Annotated in this window: 25 protein-coding genes; 9 read left to right on the top strand and 16 right to left on the bottom strand. The window is 74.9% G+C overall.

Going from position 1 to position 25,710, the window contains the following annotated elements; all coding sequences use genetic code 11:
* Positions 1 to 11 precede the first annotated feature (11 nt).
* Both TPA0908_RS24180 and TPA0908_RS24175 read left to right on the top strand, forming a co-directional pair.
* Positions 12 to 914 carry an inositol monophosphatase family protein gene (locus TPA0908_RS24180; RefSeq protein WP_281941571.1) on the top strand — a complete coding sequence of 301 codons (903 nt, stop codon included), beginning with the start codon at positions 12 to 14 and terminating at the stop codon, positions 912 to 914.
* A gap of 36 nt (positions 915 to 950) precedes the next feature.
* Positions 951 to 1,355 carry a VOC family protein gene (locus tag TPA0908_RS24175; RefSeq protein WP_281941570.1) on the top strand — a complete coding sequence of 135 codons (405 nt, stop codon included), beginning with the start codon at positions 951 to 953 and terminating at the stop codon, positions 1,353 to 1,355.
* Here the strand turns inward: TPA0908_RS24175 and TPA0908_RS24170 are convergent.
* Positions 1,346 to 1,672 carry a hypothetical protein gene (locus TPA0908_RS24170; protein ID WP_281941569.1) on the bottom strand — a complete coding sequence of 109 codons (327 nt, stop codon included), beginning with the start codon at positions 1,670 to 1,672 and terminating at the stop codon, positions 1,346 to 1,348. The genes TPA0908_RS24175 and TPA0908_RS24170 overlap by 10 nt on opposite strands.
* Positions 1,673 to 1,683: 11 nt before the next feature.
* Here TPA0908_RS24170 and TPA0908_RS24165 point away from each other — a divergent pair, with 11 nt between their 5' ends.
* A complete protein-coding gene (locus TPA0908_RS24165; RefSeq protein ID WP_281941567.1) occupies positions 1,684 to 1,905 on the top strand; it encodes a sigma-70 family RNA polymerase sigma factor family protein in 222 nt (73 codons plus the stop codon).
* Between the two features lie 6 nt (positions 1,906 to 1,911).
* Here the strand turns inward: TPA0908_RS24165 and TPA0908_RS24160 are convergent, their stop codons facing one another.
* Positions 1,912 to 2,799 (bottom strand): SDR family NAD(P)-dependent oxidoreductase, encoded by an 888-nt coding sequence (locus tag TPA0908_RS24160; protein ID WP_281941565.1) that lies wholly within the window; start codon positions 2,797 to 2,799, stop codon positions 1,912 to 1,914.
* 162 nt (positions 2,800 to 2,961) lie between these two features.
* Between TPA0908_RS24160 and TPA0908_RS24155 the strand changes: the two genes are divergently transcribed.
* On the top strand, positions 2,962 to 3,294 hold the full coding sequence (locus TPA0908_RS24155) for a winged helix-turn-helix transcriptional regulator (protein ID WP_281941563.1): 333 nt from the start codon (positions 2,962 to 2,964) through the stop codon (positions 3,292 to 3,294).
* 51 nt (positions 3,295 to 3,345) lie between these two features.
* Here TPA0908_RS24155 and TPA0908_RS24150 read toward each other — a convergent pair whose 3' ends face one another.
* The 3 genes from TPA0908_RS24150 to TPA0908_RS24140 are packed head-to-tail and all read right to left on the bottom strand — an operon-like array spanning position 3,346 to position 5,443.
* Positions 3,346 to 4,068, bottom strand: a complete 723-nt coding sequence (locus tag TPA0908_RS24150) for a methyltransferase domain-containing protein (protein WP_281941561.1) — start codon at positions 4,066 to 4,068, stop codon at positions 3,346 to 3,348.
* Positions 4,065 to 4,772 (bottom strand): TIGR04282 family arsenosugar biosynthesis glycosyltransferase, encoded by a 708-nt coding sequence (locus TPA0908_RS24145; protein ID WP_281941559.1) that lies wholly within the window; start codon positions 4,770 to 4,772, stop codon positions 4,065 to 4,067. The genes TPA0908_RS24150 and TPA0908_RS24145 overlap by 4 nt, the downstream gene beginning before the upstream one ends.
* Complete coding sequence (locus tag TPA0908_RS24140; protein WP_281941557.1) at positions 4,769 to 5,443, bottom strand: glycosyltransferase family 2 protein; 675 nt, start codon at positions 5,441 to 5,443, stop codon at positions 4,769 to 4,771. The genes TPA0908_RS24145 and TPA0908_RS24140 overlap by 4 nt, the downstream gene beginning before the upstream one ends.
* Before the next feature lie 145 nt (positions 5,444 to 5,588).
* Between TPA0908_RS24140 and TPA0908_RS24135 the strand changes: the two genes are divergently transcribed.
* The gene (locus TPA0908_RS24135) at positions 5,589 to 7,001 is read left to right on the top strand and encodes a hypothetical protein (protein WP_281941555.1); all 1,413 of its coding nucleotides are present in this window, start codon (positions 5,589 to 5,591) and stop codon (positions 6,999 to 7,001) included.
* A 114-nt stretch (positions 7,002 to 7,115) separates the two neighbouring features.
* Here TPA0908_RS24135 and TPA0908_RS24130 read toward each other — a convergent pair whose 3' ends face one another.
* A complete protein-coding gene (locus TPA0908_RS24130) occupies positions 7,116 to 8,186 on the bottom strand; it encodes an NAD-dependent epimerase/dehydratase family protein (protein ID WP_281941553.1) in 1,071 nt (356 codons plus the stop codon).
* Positions 8,187 to 8,421: 235 nt separating this feature from the next.
* Here TPA0908_RS24130 and TPA0908_RS24125 point away from each other — a divergent pair, with 235 nt between their 5' ends.
* Both TPA0908_RS24125 and TPA0908_RS24120 read left to right on the top strand, forming a co-directional pair.
* Entirely contained in the window at positions 8,422 to 9,717 is a 1,296-nt protein-coding gene (locus tag TPA0908_RS24125; RefSeq protein ID WP_281942679.1) for a molybdopterin-dependent oxidoreductase, read from the top strand.
* Positions 9,710 to 10,144: a hypothetical protein gene (locus TPA0908_RS24120; RefSeq protein WP_281941552.1), complete on the top strand. Its 435-nt coding sequence runs from the start codon at positions 9,710 to 9,712 to the stop codon at positions 10,142 to 10,144. Before TPA0908_RS24125 ends, TPA0908_RS24120 begins: the two co-directional genes overlap by 8 nt.
* Positions 10,145 to 10,165: 21 nt before the next feature.
* Here TPA0908_RS24120 and TPA0908_RS24115 read toward each other — a convergent pair whose 3' ends face one another.
* Positions 10,166 to 11,398, bottom strand: a complete 1,233-nt coding sequence (locus TPA0908_RS24115) for an ArsB/NhaD family transporter (RefSeq protein ID WP_281941550.1) — start codon at positions 11,396 to 11,398, stop codon at positions 10,166 to 10,168.
* A 109-nt stretch (positions 11,399 to 11,507) separates the two neighbouring features.
* On the opposite strand from TPA0908_RS24115, the gene TPA0908_RS24110 reads away from it, so the two are divergent.
* A complete protein-coding gene (locus TPA0908_RS24110) occupies positions 11,508 to 17,288 on the top strand; it encodes a WD40 domain-containing protein (RefSeq protein ID WP_281941548.1) in 5,781 nt (1,926 codons plus the stop codon).
* Here the strand turns inward: TPA0908_RS24110 and TPA0908_RS24105 are convergent.
* The 6 genes from TPA0908_RS24105 to smpB all read right to left on the bottom strand — a co-directional run bounded on the left by TPA0908_RS24105 (position 17,248) and on the right by smpB (position 22,229).
* Positions 17,248 to 17,883, bottom strand: coding sequence for a GNAT family N-acetyltransferase (locus tag TPA0908_RS24105; RefSeq protein WP_281941546.1), 636 nt, complete (start codon positions 17,881 to 17,883; stop codon positions 17,248 to 17,250). The two genes, TPA0908_RS24110 and TPA0908_RS24105, sit on opposite strands and share 41 nt — an antisense overlap.
* 107 nt (positions 17,884 to 17,990) lie before the next feature.
* Positions 17,991 to 19,226: a ricin-type beta-trefoil lectin domain protein gene (locus tag TPA0908_RS24100; protein WP_281941544.1), complete on the bottom strand. Its 1,236-nt coding sequence runs from the start codon at positions 19,224 to 19,226 to the stop codon at positions 17,991 to 17,993.
* Between the two features lie 114 nt (positions 19,227 to 19,340).
* Positions 19,341 to 20,603, bottom strand: coding sequence for an MFS transporter (locus tag TPA0908_RS24095; protein ID WP_281941543.1), 1,263 nt, complete (start codon positions 20,601 to 20,603; stop codon positions 19,341 to 19,343).
* Entirely contained in the window at positions 20,600 to 21,175 is a 576-nt protein-coding gene (locus tag TPA0908_RS24090) for a helix-turn-helix domain-containing protein (RefSeq protein ID WP_281941542.1), read from the bottom strand. Before TPA0908_RS24090 ends, TPA0908_RS24095 begins: the two co-directional genes overlap by 4 nt.
* Positions 21,176 to 21,221: 46 nt before the next feature.
* The gene (locus TPA0908_RS24085) at positions 21,222 to 21,659 is read right to left on the bottom strand and encodes a VOC family protein (protein WP_281941541.1); all 438 of its coding nucleotides are present in this window, start codon (positions 21,657 to 21,659) and stop codon (positions 21,222 to 21,224) included.
* 78 nt (positions 21,660 to 21,737) lie between these two features.
* Positions 21,738 to 22,229 (bottom strand): SsrA-binding protein SmpB, encoded by a 492-nt coding sequence (smpB, locus tag TPA0908_RS24080; RefSeq protein WP_281941540.1) that lies wholly within the window; start codon positions 22,227 to 22,229, stop codon positions 21,738 to 21,740.
* A gap of 133 nt (positions 22,230 to 22,362) precedes the next feature.
* Here smpB and TPA0908_RS24075 point away from each other — a divergent pair, with 133 nt between their 5' ends.
* Positions 22,363 to 23,235, top strand: a complete 873-nt coding sequence (locus tag TPA0908_RS24075; protein ID WP_281941539.1) for an NAD(P)-dependent oxidoreductase — start codon at positions 22,363 to 22,365, stop codon at positions 23,233 to 23,235.
* Positions 23,236 to 23,399: 164 nt separating this feature from the next.
* Here the strand turns inward: TPA0908_RS24075 and TPA0908_RS24070 are convergent, their stop codons facing one another.
* Genes TPA0908_RS24070 through TPA0908_RS24060 form a run of 3 tightly spaced genes read right to left on the bottom strand, consistent with a single transcriptional unit; the run spans position 23,400 to position 25,578 of the window.
* Positions 23,400 to 24,035, bottom strand: a complete 636-nt coding sequence (locus TPA0908_RS24070; protein WP_281941538.1) for a lysoplasmalogenase — start codon at positions 24,033 to 24,035, stop codon at positions 23,400 to 23,402.
* Positions 24,032 to 24,859, bottom strand: coding sequence for a sterol desaturase family protein (locus TPA0908_RS24065; protein WP_281941537.1), 828 nt, complete (start codon positions 24,857 to 24,859; stop codon positions 24,032 to 24,034). Before TPA0908_RS24065 ends, TPA0908_RS24070 begins: the two co-directional genes overlap by 4 nt.
* Positions 24,856 to 25,578 (bottom strand): FadR/GntR family transcriptional regulator, encoded by a 723-nt coding sequence (locus TPA0908_RS24060; protein ID WP_281941535.1) that lies wholly within the window; start codon positions 25,576 to 25,578, stop codon positions 24,856 to 24,858. The genes TPA0908_RS24065 and TPA0908_RS24060 overlap by 4 nt, the downstream gene beginning before the upstream one ends.
* Positions 25,579 to 25,710: the final 132 nt, after the last annotated feature.

Raw genomic sequence — 25,710 nt, 5'->3', positions numbered from 1 at the left:
CTGGAGGAGCCATGGACGTGGAGCCGAACAGGGGCAGGCCCGACCTGCGCGACGCGCACCGGTTCGCGGTGGGCGCCGCCCGGGCGGCCGGCCGACTGCTGCGCCGGGGCATCCGGGGCGAGGTGCACGCCCGGGCCAAGGACGACTCCGGTGACCTGGTCACCGACCTCGACCTGGCCGCCGAGCGGTTGATCGTCGACCGGATCCGGGCCCGCTGGCCGGAGCACGGGGTGATCGCCGAGGAGGGCGGCGAGTACGCCCCGGACACCACCTGGGCCTGGCTGGTCGACCCGCTCGACGGCACCAACAACGTGGCGATCGGCCTGCCGGCGTACGTGGTGGGCATCGCGTTGTGTGAACGCGGCTCACCGGTGCTCGGCGTGGTGCACGACCCGGTCGCCGGCCGGACCTGGTCCGCCCTGCGCGGCCACGGCGCGTTCGTGCACGGTGCGGACCCGGCCGGCCGGCCGCTGCGCACCGCACACCGGCCGGTGCCGGCCGCGCCGGTGCTGGCCTGGACCCAGGGCCACGGCGTACGCCGCGACGACAGCACCGCCCGGGCGCTGAAGGTCGTGCTCGACACCACCGCCCGCCGGGTGCTGCAACTGTGGGCGCCGCTGCTGTCCTGGGTGATGCTGGCCCGGGGCGACATCGACGGCATCGTCGGCTACCGCCCGGAGGCGGTCGACCTGCCGGCCGGGCTGCTGCTGGCCGCCGAGGCCGGCATGGTGGTACGCGCGCTCGACGGTGGCCCGTTCGACGACCGCTACGGTTGCCCGGCCGACCGACGCAGTTTCGTCGCCGGCCCACCGGAGACGATCGACCGGCTGGTCAAACTGGTCACCGCGGCGCAGTGGATCGAGCCGCAGGTCCGCCAGCTCACCCCGATCAGCCTCGGCACGGTCGGCTGGTGAACCGGGGCGCCAGCGGGATCCGGTAGCGTCCCGCCGATGGCCGCCAGACAGCTCAAGCTCGGTCTCCGGGTCCGCGACCTGGACCGCTCGCACCGGCTCTACCAGCAACTCGGCTTCAAGCAGATCCCGCAACCCGACCAGCCGCACCTGCGCTACCTCACGTTCGGCCACACCTGGCTGATCCTGTCCGACCTGCACCGGCACGGGCACCACAACGCCGAGCGGGAACGTGCCACCAAGGACGGGCCGCCCGGTCTCGGTGTGGTGCTCACCGTCCCCACCGCCGACCTGGCCGCCACGTACGCGCTCTGGCGCGAGGAGGGGCTGCCGGTGACGCTGGAGCCGGAGGACGTGGGCTGGGCCCGCATCTTCTACGGGCTCGACCCGGACGGCTACGAGGTCATGTTCGAACAGTTTCACCCGCCGGCCGGTCAGGGCTGACCGGCGCCGGACCGCAGCCGCCCGGCCAGGAACTCGTCCCAGGTCCGAACGCCCCGGGTAGCGCCCGGCCGGGCCAGGTTCGCCCCCTCCAGGTACGCCCGCCCGGCCCGCCCGGTCAGGCGTACCGGCAACCGCAACCGGCGCCGACCGATGGCCGTCAGGTAGCCGGTCAGCAGGTCGTCGAGGCCGTGCGTGGCCGGTCCGGCCAGATCGGGCACCAGGCCGGCGGGCGCGTCGAGCGTCAGGTCGACCAGCCGCGCGGCCACCTCGGCGGCGTCGACCGGTTGCAGCCGCAGACCGCCGGGGACCGGCACCACCGCACACCACCGTGCTCACCGGCGCGGCCGAGGTCGCGGCGCAGGCCACCACGTTCGGACGGCTCTTCCCGTACGCCCGGCCGGTGCTGGTCAACGGTGCCGCCGGCGTGCTGGTCAGCGCCGGCGGCCGGCCGCTGTCGGTGATGGCGTTCACGGTCACCGGCGGCCGGATCGCCGCCGTGGACGTGATCGCCGACCCGCACCGGCTGGCCGCGCTCGGCCTCGCCGACTGAGCGGCGTCAGGAGACGACGGTCAGGATCTGTTCGGTCATGTCGGCGAGGCGTCGCGCTGCGGCGGGGTCGAGGGTCTCCAGGTCGAGCGGCACGGGCCTGCCGCGGTCGACTGCCGTCAACGGGACCGTGGGTGGCGAGTCGAGAAATTCGTGCACCGGCGCGATCGCCCGTTCCACGGACCGGGCGGCAACCGAGGCAAGGGCCTTGACGACAGCCCGAGTCAGGGGGTTGACCTGCTCCATCGCGGAGGCGCCGCTGCGGGTGAACCCGGGGTGGTAGAGGACGTAGGGAACCCGCTCGCCGAACCGGCCCGCCATCGACACTCCCAGGAGATCGTTGGCACGTGCTGCCTGGAGTTGCGCCGCGATGGTGCGATATCGGTTCCGCAGCTGCGGGTCGTCCCAGTTAATTTTTTTTCCGGAGGTGAGTCCGACACCGGCGATGTTGACGATCACCGGCTTCGAGGCGGCCGACAGCGCGGGCATCAGGCCGTGGCCCAGGAGGTAGCGGCTCAGGTAGTAGAGCGCGAAGGTCGATTCGAATCCGTCGCTGGTCTCGACGCGCCGAGGTGAGTGGCGGTTCGCCGCCAGCACCAAGCCGTCGACGGTCCGGTAGGTGGCCGCGACGTGGTCGATCACCGCCTGGTTGCCGGCGATCGTGCTGAGGTCGGCAGCCAGGAACTCGACCCGGTCACCCACCCCGGTCGCCGTGGCCTCGGAGAGCAGGGACTCGCCCTTGGTCGGGTTGCTCCCGATCGCGAGGACTCGGTCGCCGCGTGCCGCTCGGGCGAGCACGACACCTCGTCCCATGCCGTCGCTGCCGCCGGTGACGACAACGGTCCGGCCCCGCGCTGTCTCATCCCGGCCTCTGCCGCCGTGATGGTGGGTGACCATCGCTTCCCCCTAGTTACTCTTCGTAAGGACCTCCATCATCAGTAACCCGTCCGGCTCGTGGAAGAAGGCAGTTCGATGTCAGCAGCGAACACCGGTGTGCCTGCCCCACTCGACACCGTGTTGCCGAGCCCGGTGCCCGGGGACGAGCACGATCAGTGCCCGGTGACCGACGTCCTGCGCCGAGTCGGGGACAAGTGGACAGTGCTCGTGGTGGTCCTGCTGGGGCAGCGACCGCATCGGTTCAACGAACTTCACCGTGGCATCGAGGCGATCAGTCAGCGCATGCTCACCCGCACGCTGCGCGGGTTGGAGAAGGACGGACTGGTCCACCGGGAGGTCTTCGCGACGATCCCACCCAGCGTCGAGTACCGCCTCACACCCCTCGGCAGATCTCTGTTGGAGCCGCTGTCGGGCCTGGCCAGATGGGCCATCGAGCATCAACCAGCCATCGCGGCGAGCAGGCGCGTCAACAACCTCCCGCCCCGCACCAGCTGACGGGCGGCGCACGAGCGGCGGTAGCGCCGTTCCACGGTGCGGGGTCGGCGGTCAGGCCACGGCCAGCTCCGCGAACCACCGGCCGCCCGCCGAACGCAGGTCCCGCACGGACAGCCCGGTGGCCGTGGCCGGACCGTGCACCGCCCGGGTGTCCAGCCGCGCCCAGCCGAAGCTGGGCCCCCGCCGCCGGCCGGAGACCACGTGCGCCCGGCCCTGCCAGGCGCCGCTGCCGGGTGGGTCCAGCTCGACCAGCACGGTGCCGTCCGGGTGCAGCAGCTCCCGGCACCGCCGCAGCAGCCGCGCCGGGTCCCCGCCGATGCCGATGTTGCCGTCCAACAGCACCACGTGCCGCCACCGGCCCTCGGCCGGCAGCGGGTCGAACAGGTCGGCGCGCACCGCGACCGCGCCGCGCGCCCGGGTCGACGCCACCGCCCGCGGGCAGACGTCGACGCCGAGCGCGGCCAGGCCGGCCCGGGTGAGCGCCGCGGTGAGCCGGCCCGGCCCGCACCCCAGGTCCAACGCCGGGCCGTGGCAGCGGGCCACCACCGTGGCGGTCGCCGCCTCCGCCGGGCCGTGCCACCGTTCCACCGGCAGCCGCCGGCGAACCCCGTCGGCCTGCACCAGCCAGTGACTGCCGGTGCGCTCGCGCAGCGCGATGTCGAAGGCGTCCACACCGGCCGGCACACCGGTCGCGCCCGCCGGGCTGGTCCGGGTCGGCGACTGGCGGGCCCGCAGGCCCGGCTCGCTGGTCGCGCTCGCGGGGCCGGCGCTCATCGAACCGCCTTCGGTCGACGATCGGGCGACATCGCCACCAGGGCGGGTCGCAGCGCGGCGACCTCGCGGGCGAACCGGCCGCCGGGCACACCCCGGGCCACCGCGCGGGCGTCGGCCCAGTCGTCCACGTCGCGCAGCGTGGGCAGGGCACCCACCCGCAGTCCCGCGTCGAACAACGCCGCGTAGGTGAGCCGCCCGGTCTCGGCGGTGGACATCGGCACCGCGCGCAACGCCGCCGCGCGGCGCGGGTCGCGTAACCCCAGTGCCCACCAGCCGCCGTCCGCCGCCGGGCCGAGCACCGCGTCGACGCCGGGTGCGGCCAACCGGCGTACGCCGTCGGCGAGCAGCGCCGGCGTCACCTGCGGGGTGTCCATGCCGATCTGGAGCACCGGCCGCCCCGGGTACGCGTGCGCCACGTCGGCGTGCGCGTGGGCCAGCCGCTCGGCGAGGCCGTCGCCCCACTGCGGCAGCACCTGCCAGCCGGCGACCGTGGCGGCGAGGTCCGCGCCGTCCTCGGCGTCGGCCAGACGCCCGGCCAGCGCCAGCACCGGCGTCACACCGCCGGTGGCGGTGACCGCGTCCAGCGTGTCGCGCAGCGCGGCGGCGGCGATCCGGGCCGCCTGCGCCGGGGTGGCCGGCGGGCACAGCCGCGTCTTCACCGCCCCCGGCACCGGGGCCTTCGCCACCACCAGCAGGACGGTCACCGCCGGCCGTCCACACTGCGCAGCACGGTGAGGAAGTCCCGGGTGGCCCGGACCGTGCCGCGTACCGAGCCGGACACCTTTGACTTCGTGCCGGCGGCGCGCGGGGCGTAGCGGACGTCGTGCTCGTGGATCCGCCAACCGGCCGCCGCCGCCCGGATCATCAACTCCAACGGATAGCCGAACGCCCGGTCGGTGACGCCGAGCGCCAGCAACGCCTCGCGGCGGGCCACCCGGATCGGGCTGAGGTCACGCAGCGGCACCCCACGCTGCCGGAGCAACGCGGCGACCAGCGCGGTGCCGGCCCGCGCGTGCCACGGCCAGGCGCCGGCCGACACCGGTCGACGGCGCCCCACCGCCAGGTCGGCCGTGCCGGCCGCGACCGGGGCGACGAGCGCCGGCAGCTCCGCCGGGTCGAACGAGCCGTCCGCGTCCAGTACGCAGACCAGCTCCGTCCCGGCGGCCTCCAGCCCGGTGTGCACGGCCGCGCCGTAACCGCGACGTGGTTCGCGTACCACCCGGGCGCCGTGCCGGGCCGCCACCTCGGGCGAGCCGTCCCGGGAGCCGTTGTCCACCACGATCGCCCGGTAACCCGGCGGTAACGCGTTCAGCACGCCGGGCAGGGCGGCGGCCTCGTCCAGGCACGGCAGCACCACGTCGATCTGTGTCCGCATGCCGCCGACGCTAGGCCGACCGCCACCCGACCGAGCCCTCGATCGTGCTTACGGAACCGTTACGAGCAGGCATTTCTTACCATCCCGTGACGGGCCGGCGGTTGCGGCCCCGTCCCGCGCCGGCCCCCCGTACCGTGCGGTCGTCATGAGATCCGCACCCACCCTGCGTCGCGCCCCCGCCGCGGACCGGACCGGCTCCCCGCACCGGGGCGACCTGGTCGTGGTCGCGGTCGAGGCGGCGCTGCTCGCCGCCGCCGTCGTGGTCGGCCTGGTGCTCAACCGGCGTGGCGTGGGCCTGCACGCCGACGCGGCGCCGCTCTACGCCACCTGGCGTCCGCACGCCGGTTGGGGTACGCCGCTCGCGGCGCTCGTCGCGCTCGCCGTGCTCGGCCCGGGACTGCGCTGGGCCCGGACCGCCCGATGGGGCCCGCTGCTGGCCGTCGGCTGGCTGGCCGCGGTGGCGTGGACGCTGGCGCTGGCCCTGGTGGACGGCTGGACGGCCGGGCTGACGCGACGGTTGACGCCGCAGGCGGAGTACCTGCACGAGGTGCCCGGGGTGACCGACATTCCCCGCATGCTGGCCGGCTTCACCGACCGCATCCTGGACTTCCAGCCCGACTCCTGGTCCACCCACACCGCCGGGCACCCGCCGGGCGCGCTGCTGGTCTTCGTCTGGCTGGACCGGGTCGGGCTGGGCGGGGGCGCCGCCGCCGCGCTGTGCTGCGTGCTGGTCGGCGCGACCGTGGTGGTCTCCGTGCCGGTCACGCTGCGCGCGCTGGGCGCCGCCGACGCGGCCCGGGCGGTGCTGCCGTTCCTGGTGCTGCTGCCCGGCGCGGTGTGGCTGGGCGCCTCCGGCGACGCGGTGTTCACCGGCGTGGTCGCCGCCGGGCTCGCGCTGCTGGCGGTACGCGGACCGCTCGCCGCGCTGGCCGGCGGCCTGTTGCTCGGCTTCGCGCTGCACCTGTCGTACGGGTTCGTGCTGGTCGGCGCGCTGGCGGTGACCGTGTCGGCGTTGCGGCCCGACCGCCGCCGGGCCACCCTGGTCGCCGCCACCGCCGGTGTCTCGGCCGTCACGGCGCTGTTCGTGCTCTCCGGTTTCCGGTGGTGGGAGGGGTACGACCGGGTCGTCGAGCGCTACTACCAGGGCTGGGCGGCCGACCGCCCGTACACGTACTGGGTGTGGGCGAACCTGGCCGCGCTGCTGCTCTCCGCCGGGCCGGTGCTCGGGCCGGCGCTGCGCCGTACCGCCGTCGCGGCGCGCGCCGCCTGGTCGGCTGCCCGCCCGGCCGGCACTCGCCGCTCCGGGTGGACCGGGTGGACCGGACGGCTGGTCGGGCTCGGGCCGACGGTGCTGCTGCCGGCCGCCGCCGCGCTGGTGGTGGCCGCCGCCGACCTCTCCGGGATGAGCAAGGCCGAGGTGGAGCGGATCTGGCTGCCGTTCGTGGTGTGGCTGCTCGTCGCCGTCGCAAACCTGCCTCCGTCGACACACCGCCGCTGGCTCGCCGCCCAGGCCGTGACCGCCCTCCTCGTCAACCACCTCCTCCGCACCGTCTCCTGAACCCGCCCTCGCCCCTACCGGCAAGGCCGCACAGCTTCCCCGAAAGAGTGGCTGTCGCGGGCGGAATGGCCACTCTTTCCGGGAAACTGTGCGGCCCGAGAAGAGGGGGAGGGGTCAGGCGGGCTGGGGGGAGAGGGTGGCGGGGGAGCGGAGGGGGTCGGTGGCGAAGGCTTTGACGCCCATGGTGAACGTGACCCGCGCGGTGTAGCCGAGCAGGTCGCGGGCGCGGGTCGGGTCGGCCACCACGTGCCGGACGTCCGCCGCCCGCGCGCCGCCGGCGATCTCCGGCGCCGGACCGCCCATGGCCTCGGCCAGCACGGTGGCCAGGTCGCCCACGGTGTGCGGTTCGCCGGAGCAGACGTTCACCGGCACCAGGCCGTCCGGCGGCGGCGCGGTCAACGCCAGCAGGTTCGCCCGCGCCACGTCCGTGACGTGCACGAAGTCCCGCCGCTGCCGGCCGTCCTCCAGCACGACCGGGGCGCGACCGGCGGCCAGCGCCGAGCGGAACAGCGAGGCCACCCCGGCGTACGGGGTGTCCCGGGGCATCCGGGGACCGTAGACGTTGTGGTAGCGCAGCGCCCACACGCCGCCGCCGGTCTGCCGGGCCCACGCCGCGGCGTAGTGCTCCTGGGCGAGTTTGCTGGCCGCGTACGTGCTGCGGGGCTCCAGCGGCGCGTCCTCGGGCACCAGCGCCGGGGTGAGCGGGTCGCCGCAGCCGGGGCAGGTCGGGTCGTAGCGGCCGGCGGCCAGGTCGGCGGCGCGGCGCGCGGCGGGGCGCACCACGCCGTGCCGGGCGCAGGTGTAGCGCCCCTCGCCGTAGACCACCATCGAGCTGGCCAGCACCAGCCGGCGTACCCCGGCGCGGTGCATGGCGGCCAGCAGCACCGCCGTGCCGAGATCGTTGTGCCCGGCGTAGTCCGGCGCGTCGGACGGGTCGAGCCCGTGCCCGACCATGGCCGCCTGGTGGCAGACCGCGTCCACGCCGGCCAGCAGCCGGTCCAGCAGCCCGGCGTCGCGGACGTCGCCGACGGTCGGGTCGTGCCGCCGGGACCATTCCGGCAGCGCGCCGCCGTGCGCCTGCGGCAGCAGGGCGTCCAGGCAGACCGGCTCGTGGCCCTCGGCCGCCAGCAGGTCGGCGATCTGCGATCCGATGAAGCCGGCCGCGCCGGTGAGCAGTACCCGCATACCGGCCCACGCTAAAGCACCCGGGTCGGGTCGGCGGCCGGTTCACGTCCGACGTCAGCGGTCCGTAAGGGACGACGGCGGTAAGGCTTCGGTAATGCGGCAAACGCCGTCGCGGGCGACCGGCGGCGTCTAGCGTCCCATCCCGTAAGCACCGGCCGGTCGGTCGGCCCCGTCGCCGGAGGAGGTGCCCGTGCCCACCGACGTCCCACCGCCGGACGACCCCGCGCCCGCCGCGATCGAGCCGCGGTACGCCGCGCCGGCCCGGCTCTGGCGTGTCCTGGACCGCCACCGTCCCCCGGGCGTCGACGCGGTCGACCGCGCCTGGCGCAGCCCGGTACGCGGACCGTGGCTGACCTCCGTGCTGGGTGCCGTGCTGCTGGCCACCCTGCCGCTGGTGATCGTCACCGGGCTGCTCGACTGGATCGCCTACGGCCCCCGCTTCGACCAGGCGTTCCCCCGGGACGTGGGGTGGCTGCACCCGCCGGTGTTCGACTGGCCGACCCGGCCGGCGTGGCTGTTCCGGGTCACCCAGGGGCTGCACGTGACGCTCGGGATCGTGCTGGTGCCGGTGGTGCTGGCCAAGCTCTGGTCGGTGGTGCCGAAGCTGTTCGCCTGGCCACCCGCCCGTTCCGTCGCGCAGGTGCTGGAGCGGCTGTCGTTGTTGCTGCTGGTCGGCGGCATCCTGTTCCAGAGCGCCACCGGCCTGCTCAACGTGCAGTACGCGTACCTGTTCGGCTTCGACTTCTACACCGCGCACTGGTACGGCGCCTGGATCTTCACGGTGGCGCTGGTGGTGCACGTGGCGGTCAAGCTGCCCCGGCTGGTGACCGCGCTGCGCGGGCCGGGCTTCGCGCGTACCCCGCTGGCCCGGACCCGACCGGAGCCGGCGGACCCGGACGGCCTGGTGGCCCGTCGCCCCGGCCCGGCGACGATGAGCCGGCGCGGCGTGCTGGCGCTGGCCGGCGGCGGCGCGTTGCTGCTGGCCGCGCTGACCGTGGGGCAGGGCGTGGACGCGCTACGCGGCACCGCGCTGCTGCTGCCGCGCGGCCGGCGGATCGGCGACGGGCCGACCGGTTTTCCGGTCAACCGCACCGCCGCCGCGGCCGGCGTCACGCCGGACCGGACCGGGCCGGGCTGGTCGCTGACGGTGCGCGCCGGCGACCGGGCCGAGACGCTCGACCGCGACCGGCTGCTCGCGCTGCCGCAGCACACCGCCACGCTGCCGATCGCCTGCGTGGAGGGCTGGTCGACGTCGCAGACCTGGACCGGGGTACGCCTGCGGGACCTCGCCGCGCTGGTCGGCGCCGCGGAGCCGGCCACGGCACGGGTCCGTTCGCTGGAACGCGGCGGGCTGTTCAGCCGGGCCACCCTGCACGGCGGCCAGGTCAGCGACCCGGACGCGCTGCTCGCGTTGCGGGTCAACGGCGTCGACCTGAGCCCCGACCACGGCTTCCCGGCCCGGATCATCGTGCCGGCGCTGCCCGGCGTGCACTGCACCAAGTGGGTCGAGGAGATCGAGTTCGATGGCTGAGCTCCGGCGGGCGTACGGCGCGGCGTGGTGGCACCTGGCGCTCCTGGTCGGTTGCTTCACGGTGACCGGCTGGATCGCGCTGCGGCTGGCCGGCGAGCCGACCGCGGGGCGGATGCTGCTCTGGTTCGTCGGCGCGGTGGTCGCCCACGACCTGGTGCTCTTCCCCGCGTACGCGACCCTCGACCGGCTGCTGCGGCGCGTCGGCCCGGCGGTGCGCAACCACGTGCGGGTGCCGGCGCTCGGCTCGGGGCTCCTGCTGCTTGTCTATCTGCCCGGCGTGCTCGGGCTCGGCGACGGCACGTACTCGGCGGCCACCGGGCTGACGCCCGAACCGCTGCTGCGACGCTGGCTGGCGGTCAGCGCCGTGCTGTTCGCCGGAAGCGCGCTGCTTTACACGGTCCGCCGGTTTCGCCACCGCGAGCGTTGACCTCCCGACGCGCGGGACGGGTCAGGCGCCGGGGCCGATCAGCAGCGCGGCCACCGTGCCCGCCGTGGCGAGGGCGGCCAGTGCGGCGCTGGTCGCCACGAACCGGCCCAGCGGCACCGCCACGCCGGCGGCCCGGCAACGCTCGTACCAGATCAGCGTGGCCAGGGACGCCCATGGTGTGGCCAGCGGACCCACGTTCGTGCCGATCAGCAGCGCCAGCAGTTGGGTGTGCCGGTCGGCGGCGATCACCGCCTCGCCGGCCACGTACGCCGGCAGGTTGTTGACCACGTTGCTGAACAGCGCGCCGACCGCGCCCGCCCGCAGCGCCCCCTCCGCACCCGGATCGGCGCCGATCAGCGCGCCCATCACGCCGTCCAGGCCGTGCCGGCCGATGGTTTGCACCACCAGGAACAGGCCGGTGACGAACACCAGCAGCCGCCACGGCACCAGCGCCGGCCGCAGCCGGTGCCGGGCGCGTGCCGCGAAGCCGGCCACCACGATCGCGGCGGCCACCCCGGAGGCGACGCCGATCTCCACCCCGGCCAGGACGCCGCCGACGAAGAGCAGGCAGGCGGCCAGCGCGGTGCGGTAGAGCAACCGGTCCGGCGCCACGTACGGCGGCGGCGGGACGAACGGGTCGGCCCCGGCGCGGGCCGGTCGCCAGTACCACCACCACAGCAGCAGCATGGTGATCGCGATGGCGACGAGCTGCGGCCACCACATCCGGGCCGCCCACGGCACCGGGTCCAGGCCGATCCGGTCGCTGGCCAGGATGTTTGTCAGGTTGGACACCGGCAGCAGCAGGCTCGCCGTGTTGGCCAGCCAGACCGTGGTCATGGCCAGCGGCGTCGGCGGCACGTTCAGCGTCCGGGCCAGCGCGATCATCACCGGCGTCAGCAGCACCGCGGTGGTGTCCAGGTTGAGCGCGATGGTGGTGACCGAGGCGAAACCGACGCAGAGCCAGAACAGCGCCCGGAAGCTGCCCCGCGCGGTGATCGCCACCCGGGCGGCGAGCGCGTCGAACACACCGGCCACCGCGGTCAGCTCGGCCAGCACCACCACCGTGCCGAGAAAGATCAGAATGGGCACGATCCGGCGTACGGTGGCCTCGGCGTCGGCGCGGGGGAGCAGCCCGGTGAGCACGCAGAACACGCCGACCACGGCCAGCCCGATCGCGATCCAGTCGAGCACGTGCAGCCGGCTCCGACGGGATCGGTCCGGCGCGGCGGACGGCGGATCGCCGACGGTCTCCACGAACGACGATCCTCGCACATCCGCCCCGACCGGTCCGGACCGACGTGGGACGGCATGCCGAGCTGCCGAGGGTGTCGATCTGTTGACCGTCGGTGGTCATAATGACCACGTGGCTGTAGGCGCGCACCCCACCCGGTCCGACCGCCCCATCGACTTCTTCATCAGCTATTCGCCGGCCGACGAACGCTGGGCGACGTGGCTGGCGTGGGAGTTCGAGACCGCCGGCTACCGCACGATGATCCAGGCGTGGGACTTCGTGGCCGGCACCAACTTCATCGACTTCATGGACCGCGGGGTCCGTGAGGCCGAGGTGGTGGTGGCGGTGCTGTCCGAACGCTACCTGCACTCCACGTACGGCAAGCTGGAGTGGCAGGCGGCGTTGCGCGCCGACCCGGACGGCACCGGCAACAAGCTGGTCACCGTGCGGGTCGAGGACTGCCCGATCGACGGTCTGCTCGCCACCATCACCTACGTCGACCTGGTCGGCGTGGACGACCCGGCGCAGGCGCGCGCCCGGGTGCTGGACCGGATCCGGGAGGCGCTCGACGGTCGGGCCAAGCCGATGCGGCAACCGGCGTTCCCGCACCACCCGGACGATCCGGCCGGCCTGCTCGCCGCGCCCGCCGCCGGGGCGCCCGCGCAGCGTCGCCCCCGGCGTACCCCGATCAACCCGCCGCCGTTTCCGCCGGCCGCGGTGGCGCCGCCCACGGCGCGCGACACCGTCACGGTGCTCCAGGTGGCCGGGCCCCGGTTCGGTCGCGGCGTGCTCGACCCGGGCGCCCCGGTCACCCCCGGCGAGGTGCAGGAGCACCTGATGGGTGACCTGACGCTGCTGATGAACGACGGGGTGCCCCGACCCGACCTGCTGGTGGTGGCCGGCAACCTGACCGAGTCGGGCACCCCGCGTGAGTTCTCCGACGCGTTGAGCTTCCTCACCGGGCTGCGGGTGCTGCTCGGCCTGGAACCGCACCGCCTCGTGGTGGTGCCCGGCCCGCGGGACGTGACGATGGCCGCCTGCCGGGCGTACTTCGCCACCTGCGAGGCCGACGACGTCGACCCGCAGCCGCCCTACTGGCCCAAGTGGCGGCACTACGCGCGGCTCTTCGACGACCTCTACCAGGGGCTCGACGACCGGCTCTTCGACAGCGAACAGCCCTGGACGCTGTTCGGAATCCCCGACCTGCGGGTGGTGGTGGCCGGGCTGAACTCCACCATCGCCATCACCCACCGTGAGGAGGACCGCTACGGCTTCCTCGGCGAGGCCCAGTCGAGCTGGTTCGCCCAGCGGCTGCGCCACTACCAGCAGTCCGGCTGGCTGCGGCTGGGCGCGATGGCGCACGCCCCCGGCCCGCGCAGCCCGTACGCCGACGAGGCCCCGCCGGACCGGGTGTCGCTGCGCGACCGTGGCTCGGTCAACCGGCTGGTCGGCCCGATGCTCAACCTGCTGATCTCCGACGCGGCGCCGGCCGGCCGGGTCGACCCGGTGGTGCCGCTGGCCGCCGCGCCGCGCGACGGCCGGGCGCAGGTGCTGCGACTCGGCGCGGACGGGATGACCCGCTGGGTGCTGGGCCGCGACGACCGTGAGGACGTCGGCGAGTCCACGGCGGTGAGCTGGCCGCGCGCCGAGGCCACGTTCGGCGCGGCCGGCCCGGCCCAGGTGCCCGACCCCAGGCGGCCGGCCCTGGTGGAGGGCGCCACCCAGGGCGGGGCGCCGGCCGCGGCGGCGACGCCGGCGGCGCCGGTGGAGCGGCTGCTGGACCGGCTCGCCGAGGTGTGCGAGGCCCGCTACGACCGGGTGGTGGTGCGGCGTGTCGACGGCGACCCGCCGCACCTGTACGTCAGCTACCGCTCCGACGGGGTGGTCCGGCAGCAGCGGGTCGGCGCGCACGTGGGCACGCCGGGGCCGGACGACGTGGACCGGTTCGCCCGTCGGGTGCACGCCACCGACCCGGACATCGGGTCCGAACTGGTCTACGACGGCGACCGGGTGCCGCGCGGGCTGGCCGAGGAGGCGCAGCGGCGCGGCGTACGCGTGCTGCACCTGACCGAGTTCCAGGGCCTGCTGGACCTGCGCGACTACGTGGCCGCGCAGACCGCCCGGCTCCAGGCCGACCGGCTCTACCCACCCGGGCAGTACGTCCCCCAGCGCTACCGCCACCTGGTCGGCGCGGACCAGCGGGTCCGCGAGGACGTGGTGGACGAGCTGCTGGAGACCGTCTCCGCCCCGGACGGCCGGTTCGTGCTGGTGCTCGGTGACTTCGGTCGGGGCAAGACGTTCGCGCTGCGGGAGGTGGCCCGCCGGCTGCCCACCGCCGCACCGGACCTGATCCCGATCCTGGTCGAGCTGCGCGCGCTGGACAAGGCGCACTCGGTGGACGGCCTGGTCGCCGCGCACCTGGCCAACCACGGTGAGCAGGTGATCGACCTCAAGGCGTTCCGGTACATGCTGCGGCAGGGCCGGATCGTGCTGCTCTTCGACGGGTTCGACGAGCTGGTGGCCCGGGTGACCTACGACCGGGCGGCCGACCACCTGGAGACGCTGCTCCAGGCCGCCGAGGGCGCGGCGAAGATCGTGGTGAGCAGCCGGACCCAGCACTTCAAGACCAACTCGCAGGTGCTGACCGCGTTGGGCGAGCGGGTCGGCCTTCTGCCGCACCGCCGGGTGCTGGCGGTGGAGGACTTCACCCCCGGCCAGATCGAGGCGTTCCTGCGGCACCGCTACGACGGCGACGAGGCCGCCGCCCGCGAGCGGATGAGTCTGCTGGCCGGCGTCAAGGATCTGCTCGGCCTGTCCCGTAACCCGCGCATGCTCGGGTTCATCGCCAACCTGGACGAGGGCCGGCTGGCCGCGGTGGCCGGCGCCGGCGGCACGTTCAGCGCCGCCGCGCTCTACCGGGAGATCCTGGAGTCCTGGCTGGACTTCGAGGAACGGCGCACCCAGGGCATCCCGGGGGCCCCGGTCAGCCTGCGCCGGCCGGAGCTGTGGCAGGCGGTGAGCCGGCTGGCGTTCCAGCTCTGGGAGAGCGGCGAGTCCTACCTGCGGCTCGCCGAGCTGACCGAGTCGACCGGCCAGCTCGCCGGGCGGGCCGAGTCGAGGCTGTCCGGGCCGCAGGCCGCGCACGCGGTCGGCGCGGGCAGCCTGCTGGTCCGCACCGACGACGGGCTGTTCGGCTTCATCCACACCTCGGTGATGGAGTGGCTGGTCGCCGACGGCGTCGCCGAGCAGCTCAACCGGGGCGAGGAGCCGACCGCGCTGGCGGTCCGGTCGCTGTCCGCGCTGGCCGTGGAGTTCCTCGGCGACCTCGCCGACCCGGCCCGCTGCACCGCGTGGACGGCCCGGGTGCTCGGCGACGAGTCGGCCGGCGAGACGCTGCGCGCGAACGCCCTGCGGCTGTCCGCCCGGCTGCGCCTGCCCGACCGGGCCGACCTGCGCGGCGCGGTGCTGCGCGGCGAGGACCTGTCGCACCGGGAACTGGCCGGCGCGGACCTGACCGGCGCGGACCTCACCGACACCCGGCTGGTGGCGACCAACCTGACCGAGGCGCGGCTGGAACACGCCCGGCTGCGCGGCGCGCGCCTGGACCAGGCGCGGCTCGCCGGGGCGGACCTGCGCGGCGCGGAGCTGGCCGGCGCCCGGCTGTTCCGGGCCGACCTGCGCGGCGCGCGGATCGCCGGCAGCAGCTGGCACCGCACCGCGCTGATCGACGTGAGCGCCGACCCGGCGTTGCTGCGCGCGCCGGAGCTGCGCGGCGCGGTCGTCGCGCCGGGCCGGCCGGTCGCGCCCGGGCTGGCGCCGCCCGCGGTGGGCGTCGGGTACGGCTTCGAGGTGGGCCGGCTGCCGGTGCCGGTGGCGTACAGCCCGGACGGCGCAGTGCTGGCGGTGGGCAGCGACGACGGCGGCGTGCTGCTCTGCGACACGGCCACCGGACTGCCGGTGCGCACGCTCCAGGGGCACCGCTCCCGGGTCTACGCGGTCCGCTACGACGCCGCCTCGCACCAGCTCGTCACCGGCGCGGCCGACCTGACCGTACGGCTGTGGGACGCCGACCACGGCGACGTGCGGCACGTCATCGAGGACGTCTTCGCCGGCTGGGTGTGGCCGCTGCTCACCGACGAGCGCCGGGGCCGGCTGGTGGTCGGCGACGCGGCCGGCGTGGTCCGGCTCTTCGACACCCGCACCGCGCGGCTGCGCCACGAGTGGCCGGGGCACGACGCGCCGATCTGGGGCACCTCGTTCAGTCCGGACGGCCGGCGGGTGGTGGTGGTGGACAGCGCCGGCGCGGTCCGCGGCTGGGACATCCACACCGGCCGGCTCGCGTTCGAGGTGCGGGAGCCGGAGGTGGTCTACCGGGTGGTGCACTCGCCGGACGGCCGGCTGCTGGCCGCCGTCGGGCAGCACGGCCGGGTCTGGGTCCGCCGGGCCTCCGACGGCGAGTTGCTGCGGCAGCCGCGCGGCCACGAGGCCGACGTGTACGCGCTGGACATCAGCCCCGACGGCACACTGATGGCCACCGGCGACACGCACGGCGCGCTGCGGCTGTGGGAGACCGAGACCGGCCGGCCGGTCCGGGTGCTCGGCCGGCAGCGCGGCGCGATCTACAGCGTCCGGTTCAACGGCGACGGCAGCCTGCTCGCCACCGCCGCCAGCGACGGCGCGATCCAGCTCTGGGACACCGCCGACGGCCAGGTGCGGCACGAGTTGACCCGGCACCGCGGCTCGGTGTGGCCGGTGGTCTGGCGGCCGGACCAGAACCAGGTGGCGACCAGTAGCAACGACGGCACCACCCGGCTGTGGGACGTGCGCAGCGGGCAGCTCCAGCACACGCTGCGCGGGCACGGCCGGCGGGTCACCGCGCTCTCCTTCCGCGACGACGGGGAGGTGCTGGCCGCCTGCGGCAACGACGGCGTGGTCCGGCTCTGGGAGCCGCGCACCGGTCGCCTGCTGCGGCAGCTCGCCACCCCCGCCGACCGCCTGCTCTCGGTGGTCTTCTGCCCGGACGAGGCGCTGGTCGCCACGCCCAGCGGCGACGGCGGCGTGCACCTGTGGAACACCGACACCGGCGCGGACGAGCGGGAACTCAACGTGGACACCGACCACGTCTGGGCGGTCGCGTTCAGCCCCGACGGCGACGCCCTGGCCACCGCGAACGACGACGACACGGTCCGCCTCTGGTACCGCCGCACCGGCCGGCACTTCGCCACGCTCACCCCGCACCGGGGCCGGGTCCGCACGGTGGCGTTCAGCCCGGACGGCGAGACCATCGCCACCGGCTGCGACGACCAGATGGTCCGGCTGTGGGACGCGGCCACCGCCACCTGCCGGCTGACCCTGGAGCACCACACCGAACGGGTCTACTCGATCGGCTTCAACAGCGAGGGAACGCTGCTGGCCAGCGCCGGCAACGACGGCACCGCGGTGGTGTGGGACGTGGCCACCGGGGAGGCGCGCACGGTGCTCACCGAGCACACCGGTCGGCTCTGGTCGTGCGCGTTCAGCCCGGACGGCAACCTGCTCGCCACCGCCGGCGACGACCTGGTGATCCGGCTCTGGGACCCGGGCACCGGGCGGCTGCACGGCACCCTCGCCGCGCACACCCGGCGGGTCTGGTCGGTGCACTTCAGCCCGGACAGCAGCCTGCTGGCCAGCGCCGGCGACGACGGCACGGTCCGGCTGTGGGACGTGGCCGACCCGGAGCACGCCCAGTTGCGGACCACGCTGATCGGTCTGCCGGACGGCTGGGCGGCGGTCAGCCCGGACGGCCGCTACAAGCTGGACGGCGACCCGGGCGGCCAGTTCTGGCACGTCATCGGCACCTGCCGCTTCGAGGTCGGCGAACTGGACCCCTACCTCACCCAGGTCCGCCGTCTGGCCGTCGACGCCCCCTTCTGACCGCCCCCGCCGGGCCCGTCCAGCGGACCTCGCCGTCGTGCCACACGTCCGTCCGGGCCAGACCGCAGGCGGTGGCCACCGCCGCCGACGCGCGGTGGTCGGGATGGATGTGGGCCACGAGGGTACGCACACCGCGCCGCCCGAGCCAGCCGGTCATTCCCCGGGCGGCCTCGGTGGCGATCCCGCGTCCCTGCCAGGGCGTGCCCACCACCCAGGCGATCTCCGCGACCGGCCCGGCGTCGACCGGCTCCGTGTCGTCGCGGTGCCGGTGCCCGACCGCCCGGGCGCCAGCCGTGGCCGGGTGCCGGGGCGGGCCCACGGGCGCGGTGACGGTGGCCTGGACGAACCCGGCCAGCGCGCCGTCGTCGCGGAGCTGGATGACCCAGTTGCACCACGACTCCGCCGGGTCGGGGGAGCCGGCGACCAGCCGCTCGTAGCGGGCGCGCAGCCCCGCCGGGTCGGCGGGGCTGCCGCCGATGAAGGTGTGCAGCGCCGGGTCGGCGAGCACGGCGGCCATCTCCTCGGCGTGCGCGACGGCCAGCGGCAGCAGGAGCAGCCGGTCGGTGGGGACGACTCCGGTGGTGAACCCGCTCATGGCGTCGCCGTCTCGGGAGAGGGGTGGGGATGGCGCCGCGCCATCGTACCGGCGGGGCGGGCGCCGGGGCGGGCGGTGGGCGCCGCCCGCCCCGGCTCACCGGCCGGTCAGCGCTTCCACTTCTGGTTGGCGCCGCCGGTGCAGTCCCAGATCTGCAACCTGGTGCCGTCGGCCGAGCTGTTGCCGGTGGCGTCCAGGCACTTGTTGGCCTGCGGGTTCACGATGTCGCCGGCCGCGCTGAACACCCACTTCTGCGCGCCGGAGCCGTTGCAGTCGTAGAGCTGCACCTTGGCGCCGCTGGCGGTCGACCCGGAGGCCACGTCGAGGCACTTGCCGAGCGCGCGCACCGAGCCGTCGGCGTTCCAGGTCCAGCGCTGGGCGGCGGTGCCGTTGCAGGTCCAGAGCTGCACGGCGGTGCCGTTGGCGGTGTTCGCGCTCGCCACGTCGACGCACTTGTTGCCGAACCCGACGATCGGCCCGCCGGTGCCCCCGCCGCCGGCGTCCCAGGCCTGCACGCGGACGTAGTCGACGGTCATGGTCTGCGGGAACGTGGTGGAGCCGTCCGGCGAGCCGGGCCAGTTGCCGCCGACCGCCACATTCATGATCATGAAGAACGGGTGGTCGAAGACCCAGCGGTTGCCGCCCGCGTCGGCCGGCGTCTTGCGCGAGTAGGCCACGCCGTCGAGATACCAGGTGATCGAGTCGGGGGCCCAGTCGACGGCGAACGTGTGGAACGCGTCGGCGAGCGCCTGGCCGTTCGGCAGCGAGGTGGACGCGCCGATGCCGTTGGCCCCGGAGTAGCCCGGGCCGTGGAGCGTGCCCCACACCGTGGAGGGGGCGTAGCCGACGTTCTCCATGATGTCGATCTCGCCGCTGTTGGGCCACGGGTTGCTGCCGATGTCGTTGCCGAGCATCCAGAACGCCGGCCACAGCCCCTGCCCGCGCGGGATCTTGATGCGTGCCTCGAACCGGCCGTACGCCTGGGCGAACGTGCCGTTGGTGAGCAGCCGGGCCGACGTGTACTGGCAGCTTCCGTACCAGCAGCCGTAACCGGCCGGGTTCTCCTTGCGGGCGGTGATGACCAGGTTGCCGTTGCCGTCGAGCGCGGCGTTGCGGGTGCTGTTGGTGTAGTACTGCAACTCGTTGTTGCCCCAACCGCCGCCGCCGATGTCGTAACGCCACTTGCTCGCGTCGGGGGCGGCGCCGGCCGGGCCGGTGAAGTCGTCGGACCAGGTGACCGCGCCGGGGGCGGCCATCGCCGGGGTGCTCGGGACGGTGGTGAGGGCGGCCGTGAGGCCGACCGCCGCCATCGCCAGGGCGGCGACGGTACGGATACTGCGCACGGGGTGCCTCCTGCGGTGGTGGGTCCGCCTACCGTCCGGGCGGCCGGCCCCGCAGAACGGTAAACAAACTATAAAGATAACCTTCGATGAAGGTATGAACGAAGTCACCCGTTGTCAAGAGAGCGCTTCCTCCGGCACGGCGCGCCGTGGCGCCGGCACCGGTCGGCGCATCCCGCGCCACGGGCCGCCGAGCAGCGGGGTCAGCACCACCAGCAGGTAGCAGGCGCCGATGGTGAGCAGCGTGGGCGTGGTGCCGAACCGGTCGGCGGCCAGCCCGGCGCCCAACGCGCCCAACGGCATCGCCGCCCAGGCGCCGGCGCCGATCACCCCGTACACCCGGGCCCGCATGGCCGCCGGCACCCGCTCCAGCTCCACCGCGCCCATCAGCGGATTGAGCGCGCCGGCGGCCAGCCCGGCCACCGCGACGACCGCGACCACCACCGGCAACGGCGGCGCGGCGGCGAGCGCCCACAGCGGCGGTGCGCCGCAGATCGCGTACGCGGTGACGAACGTGGCCCGGCGGGGCAGCCGGTGCCCGATCGCGCTGAACACCAACGAGCCGACCAGCGCGCCGCCGCCCATGACGCCGACCAGCAGGCCGAACGCGGCCGGCCCGCCCAGCTCGCGGTCGGCCACCACCGGCAGCAGCACGTTGCTCTTGGCCGCGTCGAACAGGTTCGTGACCAGCACCAGCAGCACCATGGCGCGCAGCAGCGGCTCCCGGGCCAGGAAGCGCAGCCCGGCGGCGAACTGTCGCCAGTAGCCGCCGGTCTCCGGCTCGGCCTCCTCGGTGGACGGACGCAGGCCGCGCGGCACCAGCAGCGTCACGACCAGCGCCGAGACGGCGAACGTGGCCGCGTCCACGGCCAGCACCGGCAGCGCGCCCAGCACGCCGACCAGCAGACCGGCCACCGGGGCGCCGATCATGCGCGCGCCCCGCGACGTCGCCTCGTGCCAGCCGATCGCCCGCTCGATCGGCACTCCGGCCGCGCTCGCCGCCTCCGGCAGCAACGCGGTGCGGGCGGTCTGGCCCGGCGTGTCCAGCAGCCCGCTGACGAAGACCAGCGCCAGCAGCGCCGGGAACGGCAGGCCGACGGTGGCGTGCAGCAGCGGCACGGCGGCGACCGTCACGCCGGAGACCACGTCGGCCAGCACGCTGGACCGGCGGTAACCGATCCGGTCGACCAGCACGCCGCCGAACGCGCCGCCGAGCACCACCGGCGCGGTGGCGAACGCGCCGGCCAGCCCGGTGGCCGCCGGTGAGCCGGTCTCGGCGAGCACGTAGAGCGGCAGCGCGATGAGCGTCAGCACGTTGCCGGTCAGCGAGACGGCATGCCCGATCAGCAGCCCGGCCAGCGGCCGGCGGTCCCGGGTCACTGTGGCCCCCGGTAGGCCTGCCAGATCAGCGTGACCATCTCCGCGCCCGGCCGGCCGGACGCGCCGCGCGCCTGCCAGCGTCGGCCCAGCTCGGACAGCTCGTCGCGCAGCTCGCCCAGCTCGTCGGGGGTCAGGTGCAGCACCGTGTCGCTGCTGGTGGTGCCGCGCACCCAGGCCAGATCGAGGCTCGCCTCCGACTCCAGGTAGGCCTGGTAGCGGGCCACGTACCGCTCCATGGCGGCGCGGCGCAGCAGGTCGCCGGCGAGCCGGCGTTCCGGGTCGTCGAGCAGCTCGACCGGGTCCCAGTCGGTGGTGGCGTGCGCCGCCCGCCACCACCGTTCGCGGCGGTCGCGGGCCAGGTCGGGAGCCTCGGTCACGAAGCCGTGCTCGGCCAGCTTGCCGACGTGGTAGCTGACCGAGCCGACCGCCTCGCCGGTGCGCTCGCTCAACATGCCCACGGTCTGCGGGCCGCGCAGGCGCAGCTCGCCCAGCAGCCGCAGCCGCGTGGGGTGGGCCAGCGCCCGCATGGCCCGTGGGTCGGTCAGGTGCACGTGGTTCGGCCGGTCCGCCATGCCGCCACGCTAGACCGACAAGAGATGAAGTACAAGATGTCTTGTATTAGTCGAGGCAGAACTCGTTGCCCTCCGGATCGGCCAGCACCAGGTGCCCGGCGCCGAGCGGCGGAGCGGGCTCGTGCCGGGCCACCCGGGTCGCCCCGAGCCCCACCAGCCGGTCGGCCGCCGCCTCCAGCGCCGCCATCCGGGCCGCGCCGGTCAGCCCGGGTGCGGCCCGGACGTCGAGGTGCACCCGGTTCTTGCCCCGTTTCGGCTCCGGCACCCGCTGGAAGAACAGCCGTGGTCCGGTGCCCTCGGGGTCGACCACGGCCGAGGCGTCGCCGTGCCGCTCCGGCGGCACGCCGAACGCGGTCAGCGCCTGCTCCCACGAGTCGAAGCCGTCCGGCGGCCCCTGCACCCGGTAATCGAGCGCCTCGGCCCAGAACGCGGCCAGTGCGGCCGGGTCGGCGCAGTCGAAGGTGAATTGCACGTCGAGGCCCATTGCGGCTCTCCTCTTCCTCGGGTCCCGGCCAGCCTTCCCGACGTAGCGGTCAGGAACTGACCGCGACCCGCGGGAGCGTCACGTCCGGCGCGTCGCCGCCCGGCCCTTGAGCCGGCGCCCCATCTCCCGGGCGATCTCCCGCTTGGCGTCCCGCTCGGCGAGCGCCTGACGCTTGTCGTACGACCGGCGTCCCCGGGCCAGGCCCAGCTCGACCTTGGCCCAGCCGTCCGCGAAATACATCGACAGCGGCACCAGCGTGACCCCGCCGTCGCGCAGCTTCTCCAGGATGCGGGCGATCTCCACTCGGTGCAGCAGCAACTTGCGGGTGCGCCGGGGCGCGTGGTTCGTCCAGGTGCCGAAGCCGTACTCGGCGATGTGCAGCCCGTAGAGCCAGAGCTCGCCGTCGCGCTCCTGGGCGAACGCGTCGACGAGCGACACCCGCCCCTCGCGCAGCGACTTCACCTCGGTGCCGGCCAGCACGATGCCCGCCTCGTAGGTCTTGAGGATGTCGTAGTCGTGCCGCGCCTTCTTGTTCGAGGCGATCGCCTTGCGCCCGTTCTCCCTGGCCACGCCGGCAGGATACCCGTCGGAGCGGGCCACGAGCGTCCCCGCGTGCCGGCCGTCCGGCCGCGGTCGGCGTTCGGAGTGCCCCCGCCCGGGCCGGCACCTAGGCTGGCCCGGACGGCGACGAGGGGAGCGGCGGATGACACGCGTGGCGGTGCTCGGGCTCGGCGGCATGGGTACGCCGATGGCGGCGAACCTGATCGGCGCCGGGCTGGACACGGTGGTGTGGAACCGGCACCCCGAGCCGGCCCACGCCCTCGCCGGGCGGGGCGCCGAGGTGGCCGCCGACCCGGCCGGGGCGGTCCGCCGGGCCGACGTGGCGGTGACCATGGTGACCGACGCGGACGCGGTGCACGCGATCGCGGTCGACCAGGGCATGCTCGCCGCCCTGCCGGCGGGTGCGGTGTGGGCGCAGATGAGCACCATCGGCGTGGCCGCGACCGAACGCCTCGCCGACCTGGTCGCCGCCGAACGGCCCGACGTCAGCCTGGTGGACGCGCCGGTGGCCGGCAGCCGCGGTCCCGCCGAGCAGGGCCGCCTCACCGTGCTCGCCTCCGGCCCGGAACAGGCCCGCGAGCGGGTCGCCCCGGTGTTCGACGCGATCGGGCAGCGGACGCTCTGGCTGGGCCCGACCGGCGCCGGCTCGCGACTCAAACTCGTCAACAACCTGCTGCTGGCGTTCGTCAACGAGGGGGTCGCCGCCGCGGTGGCGCTCGGCGACACGCTCGGCCTGGACCGCGACACGGTCCGGCAGGCGCTGGACGGCAGCCCGCTGGTCTCGCCCTGGGCGGCGGAGAAGCTGGCGCGGGTCGTCCGCGACGAGCACGGCGCCCAGTACTCGCTCGCGCTGGCGCTCAAGGACGTCGAGCTGGCGCTGGGCGAAGCGCCGCCGGGCAGCTTCCCGGCCGCCGAGGCGCTGGCCGCCGAGTGGCGGCACGCGGCGGAGCTCGGCCTCGGCGGCGACGACCTGACCGTGGTGACCCGCGCGCTCGGCGGGGGCGCGAACCGCTGATCCTTAACCGGAACCAGAGCTTCTCTTGGCCCGGCCCTACAGCGACAACCTGGCCGGCACCGCGACGCGCTCCCGGCGGACAACGAACTGCTCTCCGTGCCGGTCCGGGTCCGCTGAGGCGCGGGTGGCGGTGGGCGACTCCCGCGCACCGCCACCCACCCCGGTCAGACGGGCGCCACCTCCGGCTCACGGGCGGCCTCGACGCGGGCGGCCACCCAGCCGGTGGTGATCAGCAGCAGCGCGGCGCAGTAGGTGCCCATCACCAGCAGGCCCGCGCCGGGCAGCTCGGTGCCGGCCGCGCCCACGCCGATGAGCAGGTCGGAGACGAGGAAGAACGCGCCGCCGACCGCGACCCGCGCGGACACCCCGGTCGCGGCGGCGGCCATCAGGCAGAGCGCCAGGCTGTAGCCGAGCACCGGCAGCCGCAGCGGTCCCAAGGCGCCCCACAGCAGCGCGTTCCCGGCCGCCCAGGCGGCCAGGTAGCCGGCCCAGGCCAGCACCGGCGGCCGACCGCGACGCAGGAAACCGGTGAGGAACGCGAGCTGCGCGACCAGGAAGCACCCCATGCCGACCAGGAACGCGGCCGGTCCGGGCACGAGCAGCGCCACGTCCCCGGCGGTGGCGGCGACCAGCCCGGTCGCCACCGCGTCCCACCGGCGTCGGCGCTGAAGGAGGTACGCCAGCAGCACCGGCGCCAGCAGCGGCTTGGCCAGCCACTGGAGCACCGTCGAGTCGAGCGCCACCCCGACCAGCTCGACGGCGGCGACGAGCCCGAACAGGGGCAGCCAGGAACGCCTCACCGGGCCGGCTGCCAGCCGGGACGGCCCAGCAGGTAGCCGAGCCGGTGCCGCCAGCACGTCGCCCGGCGGACGTCGGACCAGATCGCCGCGAACTCGTGCGTCGCCACCCGCAGCGGGTTGTAGGTGCCGATGTTCGTCGTCAGCCCGTAGCGCACCGCGGCCCGCTCCGGCTCGAAGCTGCCGAACAGCCGGTCCCAGACGATCAGGATGCCGCCGTAGTTGCGGTCCAGGTACTCGGTGTTGGAGCCGTGGTGCACCCGGTGGTGCGACGGGGTGTTGAAGACCCACTCGATCGGCCGGGGCAGCTTGCCGACCCGCTCGGTGTGCAGGAAGAACTGGTAGAGCAGGCTGATCGACTGCTGCAGGAAGATCATCCAGGGCGGGATGCCGAGCAGCGCCAGCGGCAGCCAGAACGGCAGCGAGGTCATCGGCGTCCAGCTCTGCCGCAGCGCGGTGGAGAGGTTGTAGTGGACGCTGGAGTGGTGGACCACGTGGCTGGCCCAGAGCACCCGCACCTCGTGGTGGGACCGGTGGAACCAGTAGTAGGCCAGGTCGTCGGCGAAGAAGAGGATCGCCCAGGTCCACCAGTCGCCGGGGGAGAGGTGCATCGGCGCGACCGTCCACAGGGCCGCGTAGAGGCCGACGGTGAGCAGCTTCCACGGGAAGCCGATGAGCTGGCTGCCTAATCCCATCGACAGGCTGGTGGTGGTGTCGCGCAGCTCGTAGCCGCGCTCGTCGTCGTCGGGCAGGAATCGGTAGGAGACCGCCTCGATCACGATCAGCAGCAGGAACGCCGGGACGGCGTACAGCACGGCGGGGATCATGCGCGCGCTTCCCTTCCGGTGGTGGTGGGGGTGGTGACCGGGGCGGTCAGCAGTGCCCGGGCGTGCCGGGCCGCCGCCGCGCCCTGACCGGACGCCACGGCGGCGGCGAGCCGGCGGTGACCGGCCACGTCGAGCAGTTCGGCGGCGCGGGCGTCCGGGGGGACGTCGCCGACCGCGAACGTGCCGGCCACCAGGCTGTTGAAGGCGAGCTGGTAGGCGGTGTTGCCGCTGCCCCGCACGACGAGTCGCCAGATGCGGATGTTCGCCTCGGCCATCCGGTCCAGGTCCGGCGCGAGCGCGCCGTACTCCTCGGCGGCCCGGACCAGCGCGGCGACCACCGCCTCGTCGCCGCGTTCGGCGCAGAGCCGGGCCGCGTCGACGCCGACGCACGCCCGCATCTCCAGCATGTCGCGGACCAGCGTCTCCACCGGGAGTACGTCGCCGGAGCGGGCCAGCGACAGCGCCAGGTCGAGCCCGGCGTGCACCCGCCAGTCGAGCACCCGGGTCGCGCCGCCCTGGCTGACCCGGACCAGGCCGAGCTGTTGCAGCCGGCGTAGCGCCTCCCGGACCGCGTGCCGGTTCACCGCGAACGCGGCGGCCAGCTCCCGCTCGCCGGGCAGCGTCTCGTCCGGGCGGTGCCGGCCGGCCACGATCGCGTCGCGGAGCTGGCCGAAGACGTGGTCGGAGACGGAGGCGCGCGGCGCGGGGGTGAAGGCCATGGCCAGCAGTGTGGCCCCGGACACATCAACCCGTCAACTGGTTGGACCAGTTCGATTTCCCGGGCCGGCCCGGCCGGTGGGTACCGTCGCGGTCACGCCTCGTATCCTTTTCCGCGGTAGGACCGCCACGGT

Origin of the sequence: Micromonospora sp. AKA38 (assembly GCF_027925725.1) — a bacterium.
GTDB lineage: Bacteria > Actinomycetota > Actinomycetes > Mycobacteriales > Micromonosporaceae > Micromonospora.
Note: the sequence above shows the minus strand (reverse complement) of the source record. Positions and strands in the feature narration are given on the sequence as shown.

Bases quoted from the DNA above. Each gene is read 5' to 3' on its own strand.
- TPA0908_RS24175 (WP_281941570.1), top strand. From the start codon at position 951: ATGGCCGCCAGACAGCTCAAGCTCGGTCTCCGGGTCCGCGACCTGGAC.
- TPA0908_RS24150 (WP_281941561.1), bottom strand. From the start codon at position 4,068: ATGAGCGCCGGCCCCGCGAGCGCGACCAGCGAGCCGGGCCTGCGGGCC.
- TPA0908_RS24140 (WP_281941557.1), bottom strand. From the start codon at position 5,443: ATGCGGACACAGATCGACGTGGTGCTGCCGTGCCTGGACGAGGCCGCC.
- TPA0908_RS24065 (WP_281941537.1), bottom strand. From the start codon at position 24,859: ATGATCCCCGCCGTGCTGTACGCCGTCCCGGCGTTCCTGCTGCTGATC.
- TPA0908_RS24105 (WP_281941546.1), bottom strand. From the start codon at position 17,883: ATGAGCGGGTTCACCACCGGAGTCGTCCCCACCGACCGGCTGCTCCTG.
- TPA0908_RS24090 (WP_281941542.1), bottom strand. From the start codon at position 21,175: ATGGCGGACCGGCCGAACCACGTGCACCTGACCGACCCACGGGCCATG.
- TPA0908_RS24060 (WP_281941535.1), bottom strand. From the start codon at position 25,578: ATGGCCTTCACCCCCGCGCCGCGCGCCTCCGTCTCCGACCACGTCTTC.
- TPA0908_RS24075 (WP_281941539.1), top strand. From the start codon at position 22,363: ATGACACGCGTGGCGGTGCTCGGGCTCGGCGGCATGGGTACGCCGATG.
- TPA0908_RS24135 (WP_281941555.1), top strand. From the start codon at position 5,589: ATGAGATCCGCACCCACCCTGCGTCGCGCCCCCGCCGCGGACCGGACC.
- TPA0908_RS24085 (WP_281941541.1), bottom strand. From the start codon at position 21,659: ATGGGCCTCGACGTGCAATTCACCTTCGACTGCGCCGACCCGGCCGCA.
- TPA0908_RS24120 (WP_281941552.1), top strand. From the start codon at position 9,710: ATGGCTGAGCTCCGGCGGGCGTACGGCGCGGCGTGGTGGCACCTGGCG.
- TPA0908_RS24160 (WP_281941565.1), bottom strand. From the start codon at position 2,799: ATGGTCACCCACCATCACGGCGGCAGAGGCCGGGATGAGACAGCGCGG.
- TPA0908_RS24180 (WP_281941571.1), top strand. From the start codon at position 12: ATGGACGTGGAGCCGAACAGGGGCAGGCCCGACCTGCGCGACGCGCAC.
- TPA0908_RS24130 (WP_281941553.1), bottom strand. From the start codon at position 8,186: ATGCGGGTACTGCTCACCGGCGCGGCCGGCTTCATCGGATCGCAGATC.